16 protein-coding genes are annotated in these 13740 nt (G+C 66.4%); 2 read left to right on the forward strand and 14 right to left on the reverse strand.

Going from position 1 to position 13740, the window contains the following annotated elements; genetic code table 11:
* Nucleotides 1-163 precede the first annotated feature (163 nt).
* From AC1MFL_RS00005 to AC1MFL_RS00040, 8 genes are all read right to left on the reverse strand, one after another.
* A complete protein-coding gene (locus AC1MFL_RS00005) occupies nt 164-298 on the reverse strand; it encodes a hypothetical protein (protein WP_479812416.1) in 135 nt (44 codons plus the stop codon).
* Nucleotides 299-458: 160 nt separating this feature from the next.
* Nucleotides 459-1013 carry a sulfocyanin-like copper-binding protein gene (locus tag AC1MFL_RS00010; RefSeq protein ID WP_479812418.1) on the reverse strand — a complete coding sequence of 185 codons (555 nt, stop codon included), beginning with the start codon at nt 1011-1013 and terminating at the stop codon, nt 459-461.
* Nucleotides 1010-1270, reverse strand: coding sequence for an SHOCT domain-containing protein (locus tag AC1MFL_RS00015; protein ID WP_479812420.1), 261 nt, complete (start codon nt 1268-1270; stop codon nt 1010-1012). Before AC1MFL_RS00015 ends, AC1MFL_RS00010 begins: the two co-directional genes overlap by 4 nt.
* A gap of 366 nt (nt 1271-1636) precedes the next feature.
* Nucleotides 1637-1984 (reverse strand): zinc ribbon domain-containing protein, encoded by a 348-nt coding sequence (locus AC1MFL_RS00020; protein WP_479812422.1) that lies wholly within the window; start codon nt 1982-1984, stop codon nt 1637-1639.
* 373 nt (nt 1985-2357) lie between these two features.
* Complete coding sequence (locus AC1MFL_RS00025; protein ID WP_479812424.1) at nt 2358-3554, reverse strand: NAD(P)/FAD-dependent oxidoreductase; 1197 nt, start codon at nt 3552-3554, stop codon at nt 2358-2360.
* A 345-nt stretch (nt 3555-3899) separates the two neighbouring features.
* Nucleotides 3900-4124, reverse strand: coding sequence for a YgaP family membrane protein (locus tag AC1MFL_RS00030; RefSeq protein ID WP_479812425.1), 225 nt, complete (start codon nt 4122-4124; stop codon nt 3900-3902).
* A gap of 210 nt (nt 4125-4334) precedes the next feature.
* Nucleotides 4335-4760, reverse strand: a complete 426-nt coding sequence (locus AC1MFL_RS00035; RefSeq protein WP_479812427.1) for a DUF302 domain-containing protein — start codon at nt 4758-4760, stop codon at nt 4335-4337.
* 32 nt (nt 4761-4792) lie between these two features.
* The gene (locus AC1MFL_RS00040; RefSeq protein WP_479812429.1) at nt 4793-5050 is read right to left on the reverse strand and encodes a metal-sensitive transcriptional regulator; all 258 of its coding nucleotides are present in this window, start codon (nt 5048-5050) and stop codon (nt 4793-4795) included.
* Nucleotides 5051-5240: 190 nt separating this feature from the next.
* On the opposite strand from AC1MFL_RS00040, the gene AC1MFL_RS00045 reads away from it, so the two are divergent.
* Nucleotides 5241-6647, forward strand: coding sequence for an MBL fold metallo-hydrolase (locus AC1MFL_RS00045; protein ID WP_479812279.1), 1407 nt, complete (start codon nt 5241-5243; stop codon nt 6645-6647).
* Between the two features lie 207 nt (nt 6648-6854).
* Complete coding sequence (locus AC1MFL_RS00050; RefSeq protein WP_479815602.1) at nt 6855-8054, forward strand: MFS transporter; 1200 nt, start codon at nt 6855-6857, stop codon at nt 8052-8054.
* Between the two features lie 204 nt (nt 8055-8258).
* Here AC1MFL_RS00050 and AC1MFL_RS00055 read toward each other — a convergent pair whose 3' ends face one another.
* The 6 genes from AC1MFL_RS00055 to AC1MFL_RS00080 all read right to left on the reverse strand — a co-directional run bounded on the left by AC1MFL_RS00055 (nt 8259) and on the right by AC1MFL_RS00080 (nt 13692).
* Nucleotides 8259-10565: an HAD-IC family P-type ATPase gene (locus tag AC1MFL_RS00055; RefSeq protein ID WP_479812431.1), complete on the reverse strand. Its 2307-nt coding sequence runs from the start codon at nt 10563-10565 to the stop codon at nt 8259-8261.
* Between the two features lie 6 nt (nt 10566-10571).
* Nucleotides 10572-11006, reverse strand: a complete 435-nt coding sequence (locus tag AC1MFL_RS00060) for a universal stress protein (protein ID WP_479812433.1) — start codon at nt 11004-11006, stop codon at nt 10572-10574.
* 170 nt (nt 11007-11176) lie between these two features.
* Nucleotides 11177-11572 (reverse strand): DUF7793 family protein, encoded by a 396-nt coding sequence (locus AC1MFL_RS00065; RefSeq protein ID WP_479812435.1) that lies wholly within the window; start codon nt 11570-11572, stop codon nt 11177-11179.
* A 270-nt stretch (nt 11573-11842) separates the two neighbouring features.
* On the reverse strand, nt 11843-12607 hold the full coding sequence (locus tag AC1MFL_RS00070) for a sulfite exporter TauE/SafE family protein (protein WP_479811890.1): 765 nt from the start codon (nt 12605-12607) through the stop codon (nt 11843-11845).
* Complete coding sequence (locus tag AC1MFL_RS00075) at nt 12604-13209, reverse strand: rhodanese-like domain-containing protein (RefSeq protein WP_479811888.1); 606 nt, start codon at nt 13207-13209, stop codon at nt 12604-12606. Before AC1MFL_RS00075 ends, AC1MFL_RS00070 begins: the two co-directional genes overlap by 4 nt.
* Before the next feature lie 180 nt (nt 13210-13389).
* The gene (locus AC1MFL_RS00080) at nt 13390-13692 is read right to left on the reverse strand and encodes a rhodanese-like domain-containing protein (protein WP_479811886.1); all 303 of its coding nucleotides are present in this window, start codon (nt 13690-13692) and stop codon (nt 13390-13392) included.
* Nucleotides 13693-13740: the final 48 nt, after the last annotated feature.

Raw genomic sequence — 13740 nt, forward strand, 5'->3', positions numbered from 1 at the left:
CCATGCGCGAAGTCCTCAACACCCTCCTCCGCCGGGAAGACCTAATCATCTCAAATACGATCGTTCTTTAGAAAGACGACCGCCGCAGTGATCTTGCCTGGGTTCCGTCATAAACGAACGCCTTGGGCTCCTGGCTTCTTGAGATGGTCGGCATTAATCGAGCTTATGAACCCTCGGGCTTCTTCAGAAGCACGGTGGTGAGGTGCATGTTGCCGGACTGGTTGACGATGTCGAGAGCGAGGGCGCGGCCTTCTTCCAGGAGTTCGTTGTCGCTGGCGCCCGCTCTAACTCCCCTCAACGTCTTAGAACTGCGAAATGGCGTTTGCTGATCCAGGCTGTTGTACGCCCTGAGTGCCTTTCTCAAAGGTACGAATGAACACTTCTCTGTGGGGCTCCGTGGGGCGTCGGAACCAAGGCAAGGTGCTCGTCTTCTGAGCCCTCCGGTCATCTCCGGGGTATCAGGTGACGGTGAGCTGTGTGTACATGCCTGCGGCGTAGTGGCCGGGGAAGTTGCAGACCAGTTCGTAGCGTCCCGGCGGAAGGTCCACACTGACCCAGCCGGCACTCCGGGACAGGATCCCCTGGCCGGCGCCTTCGGCGCAAGTGGACGAGGCCTCGCCCAGGCTGCCGGCCTCATCGATTTTTCCGTCCCCCCCGACGGGCCGGGTTCCGGCGATCTGGTTTCCGGGAAGCGGCAGGATCACCAGCTCATGGGCGTAGTGCCCTGCGTTGGCGAGGACCAAGCCCACTGTTCCGACCGGGACGGTGGCCCTATCGGCTGTAAGGCGCATGGCTCCCTGGCGTCCGGGCCCGCCCATCATGGGCCCTCCCATGTCCGTTGCGGCGACATTGACCACCGTTCCGGCCAGGGCCGGTGCCGCGCAACCCGCGCGGTAAGCCAGGGCGCCGTCCCGTTGCGGTCCCAGAAACGCGACTGCGGCCAGAGAGAGTGCCGTCAGGGCCAGTGCGGCGAGGATGCCGACCAGCAACTCGACCCGGGAACGGGAGCTCATTGCTTCCGCCTGAGTGCTGCCCGGCGCGCGGTGAGCTCACTTTCGTCGATTTCCCCTCGGGCGAACCGTTCGTTGAGGATCCGTTCGGCCTCGTCGTGGGGTGGGTAAGGTCCGTAAGGGCCCGGTGCTGCCGGACCCTGGCCGCGGCGGAGCAACAGGATCACCACGGAGACGACACCCCCCCAGAAGAGCAGCATCACCAGCGCCATCAGTATCCATGCCCCGGTTCCCCAACTGCCGTCCCATCCGTACATCATGTGCGTATCTCCTCCGTGGTGCAGTGTTGCAGGGTGCCGGACTCCCAGGGGCCGTAGTGGCCGCCGGCCACGGGCAGGGACTTTCTTAGGCTGCGGCCGCTTCGACGGCCGGCTGCCGAGGCGCCATTCAAGAGATCCACGGCTTCATAGGCCAGGACACTGTAGGCGCCGCGGGGAGCGGCACTATATTCTCCGTCCGTACGCACGTCGAGGACCGCCACGGTTCCGGCCCGGCGCAGGCCAGGCGCTCCTCTCGGGTGATGTCCTCCCCGGCCTCCCGGCTGGGATCCAGCCCAAAGGTAGGCCACGCGCTTGGTTTCGACACCAGCAACGTGCTCCTGGGCCACGTAACCTCTGCCGGCGCGCTTACCAATGCCGGTGGTGCTCACATTGGTGATGCCCTCCCATCCAGCCTGGCCCACGGCCGCGCCATCCGGCGTATCCGCCGCCGGGCCCCCACCCCCGACCCATCATGCCCCCCGGGTCCAGCCGCGATCTGCAGTGCTTGCAGACAGTCGCTCCTGGTTTAATGCTCTCTTTGCAGAACGGGCAAAGTCCCTGATGTTCCGGTGACTCCGAGCCGAGAAAGGAGCCGCAGTGTTTGCAGATGATAGCCCCCGCTTTGATCGTCTCCTTGCAGTAGGGACATTCGGCGGTCCCGCCGGGGGCCGGTGATTCGTTTGGGCCCGCACCTTGCGCTGATTGTTCACTCATTCGTTTCCTCCTGTGGAATTTCGTAACGACCCGGAGATGTGCTGTGAAAGCAGGAGCGTCCCGGATGGTTCCCCCGCTTCCAGACCCCGGGCACAGCGCCAGTTAATCCCCTCATGCGGGCACGCAACAGGGAACAAAGTCACCCGACGAGATGACTCTCTGCGATCCGGCTGGCGCGGCCGATACTTGAGCCAAGAACGACAGGACTTTTTTTGGGGGCCGATCATCCGGTATCGCTCAGAGTTTGGACCCACGCGCGCGGTACGGACGGCTCCGCGGGGGCCTCGACGCCCGTGCCGAGTCGTGTGGCCCGGGACGGTGAACTGTCCCGGGCCACACGAGTGCTGTCTTCAGGGCCGATGCCTCAGGAGTCTCAGGCGCGGCCCTTGAGGATCAGGTTCCAGTACATAAACGGCAGGCCGTAGCGCTTGAGCAGCCACATGTCGGTGCGTTCCTTGGTGGTGTTGATGAAGGGGATGCTGGGGGCGGGCTGGAGGGTGTAGTCGAACTCAGCCAGCAACATCTTTCCCCGCGCCGTGGTCAGCGGACATGAAGCGTACCCGCTGTACTGGGCCGATGGCAGTGATCCGTTCATGGCTGCCAGCAGGTTCTTCACCAGCACCGGGGCCTGTTTGCGGATCGCGGCTCCGGTCTTCGAATTCGGCGTGGACCCGGCGTCGCCCAGGGCAAAAATTTCCGGGTAGCGCTTGTGCCGCATGGTGTGTTTGTCAACGTCCACGTAGCCGGCTGGGTTGGCCGGATCGGCCAGCGGCGTGAGCTTGAGCCAGTCCGGGGCCGACTGCGGCGGCACGACATGGAGCAGGTCGTAGTCCAGGGACTCCTTGGACCCTGCCGCGTTGTCCGTGATCACTGCCGTGCCGGCGGCTGAGTCCACCGCGGTCATTTCGCTGTTGAAGCGGACTTCGATGCCGTATTTTTCCACCACGCGTTCGAGCTCATCGGCGAACACCTTGACCCCGAACATGCCCGGCGTGGGCAGAACCATGACCACCCGGATGTCCTCCAGCACCCCCTGCTTACGCCAGTAGTCGGCGGCCAGGTAGGCGATTTTCTGCGGGGCGCCCGCACACTTGATTGGACCAGAGGGCTGGGTGAACACAGCCGTCCCGGACTTCAGGTTCCGGATCATGTCCCAGGTCTTGGGCGCCAGGTCGTATCGGTAATTGCTGGACGCCGCCGGGGTTTCCATGGCTTCGGCCATTCCGGGAATCTTGTCCCAGTCCAGCTGGATTCCGGGACAGACCACCAGATAGTCATACGTGATGGAACCGCCGGAGGAGAGTGCGACGCTGCGGCGCTCAGGGTCAATGTCCGTCGCAGCGTCCTTGATCCAGGCAACGCCCTGGGGCATGACGGATGCCTGCGGACGGACCGTTTCCTCCTGGCTAGCGACGCCTCCGCCGACCAGGGTCCACAGCGGCTGGTAATAGTGCTGCTCGCTCGGCTCGATCAGACCGATATCGGTCCGCCCTGCATTGCGGAGTCGGGCGGCAACACTCAGCCCCGCGTTGCCGCCGCCGATGATCAGAATCTCGTGGTGCATAGACATTGGTAAGGCGCCTCTCTGGGAATCGAGCGTCGCTTCAGCACCGACGCCGGACATATCGGGTTGTGACCGGCCCGCGAAACCTGCATAGCCTGCAGTGGGTGCGTCTTCGCCTCCGCTGCCGAGCCCACGCCGCCTCCGTGTGGTCCGAACCTTGTGATACCTACCACAATATACCCCCCGGGGTATCTTGGCGACCCCGCCGCGGCTTCCTACACAACATCGGACGTCGCGAGCCTTGTCGGCCCGCTGGCCACGCCAGCCTTCACTGCCGGCTTCGACGCATTCGCTCAGGAACGCAAAACGGGTCCCGCTCCCTTCGTGCGCCGGCGCCTGCTTCCAGCGGCGCTAGTGGCTGGCGCGCTTTGGCCTGCCCCACAGATCGGCATGGAACAGCGGGGCCAGCAGACAAAAGTTGAACGCTCCAGCCGCGATCATGACTGCGCCGAGGACAGCCAGCAGAATGCCCCATAGGCCGCCGGCTCCCACGATTCCTACTGCAGCCAGCACCAGACCAGCTGCTATCCGCAAAGCCCTGCCGGACGTGCCGCGCATAAAGGCTACAAATTCCATGATCCTTCTCCGTTTCTCGGGTACATCTACCGTGTTGGACGCTGCCGGGGGAACTGGACATGCGTGGTGTTGGCCCCTGGGACTCATCTACGACAACCCGGGTACCGCGGCCATTACCTCTCACGGATCCCAGGCAACCGCTCTGCCATTCCGGTTCCGGCCTTGCCCGCGGCACGGCAGGGCTTCTGGAGGCCGGGACAGTCGGGTGCTTCAGTTCCCGGGGATTTCTGCGCCGCTGAGTGTGTGCAGGGCTGCCCGGAGCCGGGTGTCGGCGTCGTTGGCAACCTCGCGGACGGCCGGGCTGTCGCTGAACGTCACCATGGTCTGCGGATCGATGGCCTGGACGGTCGTCTCGGCCGCACCCTTGCCCCGGCGGACGACGACATTGCAGGGCAGCAGCGCACCCATATCCGGTTCAGCGGAGAGTGCCCGGCTGGCCAGGGCCGGGTTGCAGGCGCCGAGGATCATGTAGTCGCCGAGGTCATCGGCGGCGCCGGCGCCGAGTTTGGACGCAAACGTGGCCCGGACGTCGATCTCCGAGAGGATGCCGAACCCCTGTCCGGCGAGGGCCTCGCGGGTGCGCTGCACAGCCTCCTCCCAGGCCAGCGGGACGGTAACAGTATGCGTATAGCTCATGGCTGCTCCTGCAAGGGTGGTGGCGGTGTGCCTCAGGCGAGGGACAGAAAGAGTTTTTCCAGGTCTTTGGTGTCCATGCTCGAGTCCCCGCGGACAAGGCACTGCTCGAGGCCGCTGGCGATGATCGCGAAACCTGCCCGGTCCAAAGCCTTCGAGACAGCGGCAAGCTGGGTGACGATGTCCTTGCAGTCCCTGCCCTCCTCCAGCATGCGCGTGACGCCGGCGAGCTGTCCCTGGGCACGCTTGAGCCGGTTGATGACGGGGGCGAGTTCTGTCGAATCAAGTTCCATGGCGGACTCCAGAGGTGGTGGGTACTTTGCTAATTCTATACCCCGGAGGGTATAACGGCTAGCAGTGGGTCTCCGACATCCAGCCGCGCACGGACCATTTGCAAGATACCCCCGGGGGTATTACCGTTGTAGTTAGAGGAACGGAGAATCTCTTACGGAAACTCCCCCACCCCCCAACGAAGGAGAGCACATGCTTATCGAGCGCATCTACGACGAAGACCTCGCCCAGGCCAGCTATTTCATCGGCTGCCAGGCCAAGGGCGAAGCACTCGTCGTTGACCCCCGCCGCGACATCGACGTCTACCGCAACCTCGCCGCAGCGAACGGGATGAAGATCGTGGCGGTCACCGAGACCCACATCCACGCCGATTTCCTCTCCGGGACCCGTGAACTGGCGGCCGCTACCGGCGCCACGGCCTATGTCTCGGGCGAGGGTGGGGCGGACTGGCAGTACGGCTTTGAGGCCGAGCGCCTCAACGACAACGATGTGATCAACCTGGGCAACATCACGGTCAAGGCCCTGCACACCCCCGGCCACACCCCGGAGCACCTGTCCTTCCTGATTACTGACGGCGCGTTCGCCGACGCCCCCGGCTACCTGCTCTCGGGCGACTTTGTGTTCTCCGGGGACCTGGGCCGGCCGGACCTGCTGGACGAGGCTGCCGGCGGGGTGGACACCCGCTTCGGCGGCGCCAAGCAGCTCTTCGCCAGCCTGCGCGATAAGTTCCTGACCCTTCCGGACCACGTTCAGGTCCACCCGGGCCATGGCGCGGGCAGTGCCTGCGGCAAGGCCCTTGGTGCGATCCCGTCCTCCACGGTCGGCTACGAGCGGCTCTACGCCTGGTGGGGCCCGTACCTGGCCGCCAACGACGAGGAGGGCTTCGTCGCCGAACTCCTCGACGGCCAGCCCGACGCCCACGCCTACTTCGGCCGGATGAAGCGCGAAAACCGGGAAGGCCCGGCCGTGATGGGCGAACGCGCCCCGCTGGCCGAACTCGACCCCGCCACCGTCGCGGAAGACCTCGCCGCGGACAAGGTGACGTTCATCGACACCCGCCCCAACGACCAGGTCCACCAGGGCACCGTGACCGGATCGCTCAACGTTCCCGCCGGCAAGTCCACCGCGAGCTTCGGCGCCTGGGTGGTCAACCCCGAAACCGACAAGAACCCGCTGGTGCTCCTGGCCCCGAACCAGGCAGCCGCGCAGGAGATGTGGGACCACCTGGTCCGCGTCGGCATCGACAACGTCGCCGGCTACCTCACCGATCTTCAGGGCCTGCCCGTCAGCACCCCGAAGCTCATCGCCCCCGAGGACCTCGCCGGCTTCGACGCCGCCATGGTCCTGGACGTCCGCAACCGCACCGAGCACGCCGCCGGACACATCCCCGGCTCCCACCAGCTCAGCGGCGGACGCGTGATGTGGAACCTGAACGAGCTCCCGGCGACCGGCACCATCGTCAGCTACTGCCAGAGCGGTGTGCGGAACTCCGTCGCGGCCAGCGCGCTGCGCCGCGCCGGCTACGACGTCGTCGAACTCGACGGCAGCTACGCCGCCTGGGAAGCCCGGCAGCCGCTGGGGTCCCTCGCCAGCAACTGATCCAGGCACCATCTGAAGTGATTGACTGACATGCGTTGGCGGCGGTCCGGGACACCGGGCCGCCGCCAACGTCTGTCCCAAAATAAGTGGAGTAAACAGATGACGCCCGGTAACGCCCCTTCACCGCAGGACCTCCGAGCCCGGCGGGAAAACCGACGCACGCCGGAGGCCATCTCGCTGGGCCTGCGGCAGAACCTGGCCCAGTTCATGCTCCTCGTCGCCGTCAACGCCCTGGTCGGCGGCACCCTCGGCCAGGAACGCACAGTGCTCCCGCTGCTGGCCGGGCAGGTCTTCCACCTGGACCTCTACACCTCCGCCCTGACCTACATCCTGGCCTTCGGCCTCGCGAAGGCCGCCACCAACTACTTCGCCGGCACCCTCTCGGACCGCTACGGCCGCAAACCCGTCCTGATCGCCGGCTGGCTCATCGCACTTCCCGTTCCACTGCTGCTGATCTTCGGACCGTCCTGGGGCTGGATCGTCGCCGCCAACGTCGTCCTGGGCATCAGCCAGGGCCTCACCTGGTCCACCACCGTGATGATGAAAATGGACCTCGTCGGCCCCTCCCGCCGCGGCCTGGCCATGGGCCTGAACGAGGCCGCCGGCTACCTCGGCGTCGCCGCCACCGCCCTCGCCACCGGCTACATCGCCGCCAACTACGGGCTCCGGCCCGGACCCTTCCTGCTCGGCGCCGCCTACATCGCCGCAGGCCTGGGCCTGTCGGTCTTCGCGGTGAAGGAGACCCGGGGCCACGCCCGGCTGGAGGCCGTCAGCCACGTCTCCGCCCACTCCGGCGCCCACGGACAACTGGGCAACCGGGAAATCTTCACCCTCACCAGCTTCCGGGACAAATCCCTTTCCTCGGTCAGCCAGGCCGGCATGGTCAACAACCTCAACGACGGCCTCGCCTGGGGCCTCTTCCCCGTGCTCTTCGCCGCCGCCGGACTGACCATCGAAAAAATCGGCATCCTCGCCGCCGTCTACCCCGCCGTCTGGGGCGCCGGCCAACTCGTCACCGGGGCCCTGTCGGACAAACACGGCCGCAAACCGCTGATCGTCGGCGGCATGCTCGTCCAGGCCGCCGCCCTGGCAATGATCGCCGTCGGCCACGACTTCGGGATCTGGCTGACCGCCGCCATCTTCCTGGGTCTCGGAACGGCCATGGTCTACCCCACCCTGCTCGCGGCCATCGGCGACGTCGCCCACCCGGCCTGGCGGGCCCGCTCGGTCGGCATCTACCGCCTCTGGCGCGACGGCGGCTTCGCCGTCGGCGCACTGCTGTCCGGAATCCTCGCGGATGCCTACGGCATACCGGCCGCCGTGGGAGTGGTCGCAGGACTGACAGCGCTCTCGGGCCTCCTTGTGGCCGTCCGGATGCGCGGCACCGACCACAAACCGGCACGCTAGAAACCACAGCTACGTCAAGGTCAGGATCGCCGTCAAGGACTTCGCCGGGCGCACCGTGGACCACTCCCACATCCTGGACGATGAGGACAACGGGATGAGGGGCGTGATCGAAGTCCGCTAGGCAGCCGCGCCACGGAAGGCCCCTCCAGGCTGCGCTGCCTGGACAACCGGTGCAGCTTGGGCTCGCGGCATTGCCTCAAGTGCTCAACCGGTGTGGAGCATCAGCTTTCGGAAGGCCGGCACCTTCAGGAGGTCAGCGATGAAGCCTCCCGCGGCGGTCGTGGCGAGGATCAGCAGCAGCAGGGCGGCGGGAACCGGTGCCATCAGCAGCCCCCACAGTGCCAGCGCCGACGCGGCCGCGGCGTCCAGGACGGAAGCAGCCACCAGCAGTCGGGAGGGCCGACCCTTCCACGCCGGTAAGGCGGTGCGGACGACATAGGTCGTGATCTGGCTACTGAAGACCAGCGTCAGGAAAATAACCGTGCGGAGCTGGTTCATGCCCCCTCCGGGCCAGAGCTGCCCTGAAGCCCACAGCAGGGCCAGGGAAGAGCCGAGCATTGGTGTGGCGACGACGAGGGCCCCGGCGATGGTCCTGCGCACGTTCCAGGTGTTGGGTTTCTGCGAATATGCCGCGTTGTCGGTGGTGATCATCATGCTCACCACATCGTTCGCCAGCAGCAGCAACGCCATCAGCAGGGGCGTGAAGACAAGCTGTCCGAAGGCAAGCACACCGACCGTCAGCAGAAGCGGCACTTCGAGCTTCTTGACGCTGACGTTGAGGGCATAGGTCAGGGAGCGCTGGTGGATTCTCCTGCTTTCCTCGATGAGGCCGACAATGTCTGTCAGGCCGCCGCGGACGAGGACGACCCCGGCCGCGGACTTGGCCACATCGGTGGCCCCTTCCATGGCGATGCCGACTTCAGCCTGGCGCAGCGCCGGGGCATCATTGACGCCGTCTCCGGTCATTCCTACGACGTGGCCCGCCTGCTGAAGTGTTTGCACGATCCGGTGCTTGTCCTGGGGAAGGACCTCAGCAACAACGGAGGGTGACCCGCTGCTACTGGCCAGGGCCGCGAGACCGTTGACCCGGATCACGCTTCCCTCCAGACCTACTTGGGCAGCTACTGCTGCGGCGGTCGCGGCGCTGTCGCCGGTGACCATGATGACGCGGATCCCAAGACTTGTGAGCCGACTCAGGAGTTCTGCGGCTTCGGGCCGGATCCGGTCGGCCAGGGCAACCAGTCCGAGCTGGCGCCAGGTCCCGTTCCCGTCGTCGGTGGCGACGGCGAGCACCCGCGCGCCGCCGGAGGCGAGGCCACCCAGCTCCGGCGGGGGCTGTTCCCCTGCCATGGCCGCAATGACATGCGGGGCACCCTTGGCGACACGAATGTTCCTGCCGCCGCTGACCACGGTGGCCTGGGACCGCTTCGTCGAGGGATCAAACGGTGTGAAGCTGGACCGGCCCTGGGGTGCCGCACCGTCAGCGGCGAGGATCGCCAGATCGATGGGGTCCTGTGTGGAGGCGTCGGAGGCCGCCGAGGCCCACCGCAGGACCTCTTCCCGGTTCGTGGCCCCGATCGGGTAGACGGCATTCACCGCGAGCAGGTTTTCGGTCAGGGTGCCTGTCTTGTCGATGCAGAGCACGCTCATGGACGCAGCGTCCTGCAGGGCCGTCAGCCGGGTGGTCAGGATCCCCATCGTGGCCAGATGCTTCGCACCCAGTGCGCCGGCCAATGCGAAGGCGGCCGGCATGGCCACCGGCACCGAGGCGAGAAGCAGTATCACCGCGTATGAGATGACGTCCACGGGAGGGGCCCCGACTGCGGCCAGGTGAGTGGTCCCCACCACTGCGAGCCCCAGGTCCACGGCAATGAACACCCGGACGATCCGCAGCACTACGTGTTCGAGATGGGCTGTTGGCGCGGAGCTGCCCACCAGTTCGGCGGTCTTGCCGAAGTACGTGGCGACACCGGTGGCGCTCACGGTGCCGGTGGCTTCTCCGCGGACGACGGTGGCGCCGGAGTAAAGGGTTGTCTCCGGTTCCCGGGAAACCGGCAGCGATTCCCCGGTGAGAGCGGACTGATCCGCCATTACCGTCCCGCTCTGCAGGAGGAGGTCGGCGGGGACGAAGTCTCCGACCCGGATGTGGATGACGTCGCCGGGAACCACCCGGGAGGCCGGCATCAGCGTCCACGTCCCGTCACGCAGCACCCGGGCATTGACTTCCAGCCGGGTGCGCAACAGCTCCACTGCCGCCTCGGCCCGCCGCTCCTGGATAATTCCCAACACGGTGTTCAGGGTCAGGACCGCCAGGATGATGGTCGCGTCGAGCCATTTGGCGAGGGCAAACTCCAGGATAATCGTGGCTTCCAGCATCCAGGGAACGGGGGCCCAGAGTTTCCTGAGGATGCGTTCCGGGAGCCCAGTATGTTTCAGGGGAACCGCGTTGGGGCCGATGGTTTCCAGCAGCTCGGTTGCCTGCTCGGATGTGAGCCCCTGAGGCTCGGGCACCTGCGCTCAGCCTTGAACTGTATCCGCGCCGGTACGGACGACCAGCACCGGGCAATGGGCATGGTGCACAGCGTGGCTGGATACCGAGCCCAGGAGCATTCCGGCGAAGCCGCCATGGCCACGCGATCCGACCACCAGCAGATCCGCGCCCGCAGCAGCCTTCAGAAGCACGTCCGCGGGATGGCCCTCCGTCACTTCACCGCTGACCGGAACCCCGGCTTCGGATCCCCGCCGCAGCGCATCAGCGTGCACACTCCGGGCGTTATCTCCGAATGCCTCATGGTCCTCAGCCCTGCCGGCAGCGTCACCAATGACGGGGTAGTGCCATGCGGTGACAACGTAAACCTCCCCTGACCGCAGCCGCGCCTCTTCAAGGGCCCATTCAAGAGCTGCCCGAGACGAGTCCGACCCGTCGACCCCGGCAACAATCCGGAAAACCATTCCTGCCGCCATCGTGCCTCCCGCCATGGAAACCGCGTCTTCGCGGCACTAAGTCGTTCCGCACGGCCAACAATCCTCCCGATGCGCAAGAGAATCAAGAGGACCTTCCTGCGGGAGGCGGGCGTGGTGACGACGCCCCGCACCCACTGGCATATCAGAGAGCGGAGAGGCTATGCCTGGCGCAGCCCGCGGACTTGTGGCGAGGCGAGACCATCCAGCCATTCAATTGCCTCCGCGCGCGAGGTGAAGTAGGCGTGCGGACAGAAGCCGTGCCGCCCCAGGGCGGCCGCCACAACCTTGTCGACGACGGTGGATCCCACCATAGCCACGGCGGAGACTGCCTTGGCGCTTTCAAAGGCGCCCCTCGCTGCGGCACTCACAGTCACATCAGAGATTTCGACCAGGAGGGGCAGTGCCAGGCTGGCGCTCAGGCCCTGCATCTTTTCGATAGACTTCATGGCGTCTTCCAGGTCGACCTGTGAACCGGGCGTCCAGAACAGGTTTAGAAACCCTGCCCCGCTGACACCGAGCCGCCCTTTGCCGCCTGCAATCAGGATTTCTTCCACGACATCCCCCTAGGCATGACACGCTACTCGTTCGAAGGCTGCAGCCGCGGCGGCACGCCGGACGGGCCGCAGCCAGCACGTTTACGGGGTGACGCGCTGGGTTCCGTCCTCCCAGCGTAGCCGCGGGCACGAGCAGGATGAATCGGCCGGCAGGGGCTTCTTCGCGAAGCTGTTCGGACGGTAAGTCGACTCGCCCGCACTGGCGTTGAGGAACAGGGAAGCGCCGGAGGATATATCCCCCGGCGCTTCCCTGTTCCCTTGCAGGCACTCTTAGGACAGGAGTGCCTGGACGGCGACGTAGGCGGCGATGACGAGGACGAGGATGCCGAAGCCGCGTTTGAGTGCCTTGTCCGGGATGCTGGTGCCGATCCGGCCGGCTGCGAGGGAGGCGACCATCGCGGCCCCGGCGAAGGCTGCGGTGACGGCCCAGTCGATCTGCAGGTCGCCCAGGTGGGCGGCGAAGCCGGCGGCGGAGTTGATGACGATGATCACCAGGGAAGTCCCGACCGTCACGGCCATCGGGAGCCCGAGGACCAGGGTCAGTGCGGGGACGATCAGGAAGCCGCCGCCGACGCCGAGCAGGCCGGTGAGGAACCCGACGACGGCGCCGGTGGCGATCGCCTTGGGCAGGCAGCTGCGCCAGTTGACCCCGCCTCCGGGCAGGGCGCAGGAGCCGCCCGCGGAGGTGGAGGGCAGCAGCATCCGGATGCCGGCGAAGACCATGATCGCGGCGAAGGCCAGGAGCAGGATCTTCGGGTCCAGGAGCCGGTTGACCATCGCGCCGAGGTAGGCGGTGGCGGTTCCTGCGGCGCCGATGATCAGCGCGAGCCGCCAGTTCACCCCGGTCCGGAGCCGGGGCAGTACCGCGACGGCGGAGGACGCGCCGACGACGACCAGCGACGTCGGGATGGCCGCGGCAAGCGGCAGCCCGACCCCGTAGACCAGGGCGGGGACGGCGAGGATGGATCCGCCGCCTCCGACCAGGCCCAGCAGGGCGCCGACGATCAGCCCGAACGCCGCCGCGGTGAGGATCATGCCCGGGCGTCCAGGTTCTGCAGGGCCTGGTGCGCGGTGGGCTCGTTGGCGGAGCGGTTCCACGGCATCTTCGAGAGCATCTGGCCCATGGCGCAGCTGTTGGTCGCGGCGGAGAACGTCAGCCCGGCGCCAATGCCGCCGGCGAGCAGTCCCAGCTTCGGTGAGACAAATTTCGCCGCGACGATGCTGGCGAGGACCAGGGATCCCGCGGTCATCCGGACCTGGCGTTCCAGGGCCCAGGGCCCGCGGCCGCGGACCACGGTGCCGCCGGCGGCGGCGTAGGCCGGGACTCCCCCGGTCAGGACGCTGGCGCTGGCCAGGCCCACGGAGTCCAGGTGTTTGCGGGCCTGCTCGGCGCGGTTGCCGGACTGGCAGACCAGGACCACGCGGGTGCCCATTTTTGCCGCGAATTCTTCGGTGTGCTCACTGAGCATCGGAAGCGGCACATGGTAGGAGCCCTTGATGTGCAGGGAATCGAATTCTGCGCCGCCGCGCACGTCGATGATCATCAGGTCGTCGTGGTTGTCTTCCCAGGCCTTCAGGGTCGAGGCATCGATGGACTGCGGGGCTGATTCAACGGGGGTGCTCTTCAAGGAAGTCATAATCTCTTTCGGAATATCTTGGAACAATTTCGGTACATCTTCGAGCATTTCTGCTGGCGGCCCCGCGTTTGCGGGTAGCCGCCGTCCACCGCCCGGTTCCCAGGGTTAAAGGGACCGGGTCCGGGCAGGTGGAAGCCCGGGCGGCAACTGGGGGGCATGCCGCCCGGGCGGTCTGGTGGGTCAGCTGACGGGGAAGCCCGCAGCCGTCCAATCGAGCATTCCGCCAGGCACGGTGTAGGCCGTGAAGCCCGCGGCCGTGAGCTGGTCAGCGGCCGCTGCGCTGCGGCGTCCGCTGCGGCAGATGGCGATGACGGGCCGGGCCTTGTCCAGGTCGTCCAGGCGGCCGGCCAGTTCGCCCAGGGCGATGTGCCTGGCGCCGGCGATCATGCCCCCGGCAACTTCAGCGGTTTCCCGGACATCGACAATCTGGGCGTCGCTGCCGCTCTTGAGCTGCTCCGCGAGCTGATCTGGGGTGATTTCCATGTACTGGACCTTTCGGTAGGACGGGGCTTTTGTTCTGAATATTTTGGC

Source organism: Arthrobacter sp. BG3 (genome assembly GCF_056680185.1).

What these genes read in the sequence shown, in the direction of transcription:
- AC1MFL_RS00010 (WP_479812418.1), bottom strand. Translation starts at nt 1,013, where the DNA reads ATGAGCTCCCGTTCCCGGGTCGAGTTGCTGGTCGGCATCCTCGCCGCA.
- AC1MFL_RS00015 (WP_479812420.1), bottom strand. Translation starts at nt 1,270, where the DNA reads ATGATGTACGGATGGGACGGCAGTTGGGGAACCGGGGCATGGATACTG.
- AC1MFL_RS00020 (WP_479812422.1), bottom strand. Translation starts at nt 1,984, where the DNA reads ATGAGTGAACAATCAGCGCAAGGTGCGGGCCCAAACGAATCACCGGCC.
- AC1MFL_RS00025 (WP_479812424.1), bottom strand. Translation starts at nt 3,554, where the DNA reads ATGTCTATGCACCACGAGATTCTGATCATCGGCGGCGGCAACGCGGGG.
- AC1MFL_RS00030 (WP_479812425.1), bottom strand. Translation starts at nt 4,124, where the DNA reads ATGGAATTTGTAGCCTTTATGCGCGGCACGTCCGGCAGGGCTTTGCGG.
- AC1MFL_RS00035 (WP_479812427.1), bottom strand. Translation starts at nt 4,760, where the DNA reads ATGAGCTATACGCATACTGTTACCGTCCCGCTGGCCTGGGAGGAGGCT.
- AC1MFL_RS00040 (WP_479812429.1), bottom strand. Translation starts at nt 5,050, where the DNA reads ATGGAACTTGATTCGACAGAACTCGCCCCCGTCATCAACCGGCTCAAG.
- AC1MFL_RS00045 (WP_479812279.1), top strand. Translation starts at nt 5,241, where the DNA reads ATGCTTATCGAGCGCATCTACGACGAAGACCTCGCCCAGGCCAGCTAT.
- AC1MFL_RS00050 (WP_479815602.1), top strand. Translation starts at nt 6,855, where the DNA reads ATGCTCCTCGTCGCCGTCAACGCCCTGGTCGGCGGCACCCTCGGCCAG.
- AC1MFL_RS00060 (WP_479812433.1), bottom strand. Translation starts at nt 11,006, where the DNA reads ATGGTTTTCCGGATTGTTGCCGGGGTCGACGGGTCGGACTCGTCTCGG.
- AC1MFL_RS00070 (WP_479811890.1), bottom strand. Translation starts at nt 12,607, where the DNA reads ATGATCCTCACCGCGGCGGCGTTCGGGCTGATCGTCGGCGCCCTGCTG.
- AC1MFL_RS00075 (WP_479811888.1), bottom strand. Translation starts at nt 13,209, where the DNA reads ATGACTTCCTTGAAGAGCACCCCCGTTGAATCAGCCCCGCAGTCCATC.
- AC1MFL_RS00080 (WP_479811886.1), bottom strand. Translation starts at nt 13,692, where the DNA reads ATGGAAATCACCCCAGATCAGCTCGCGGAGCAGCTCAAGAGCGGCAGC.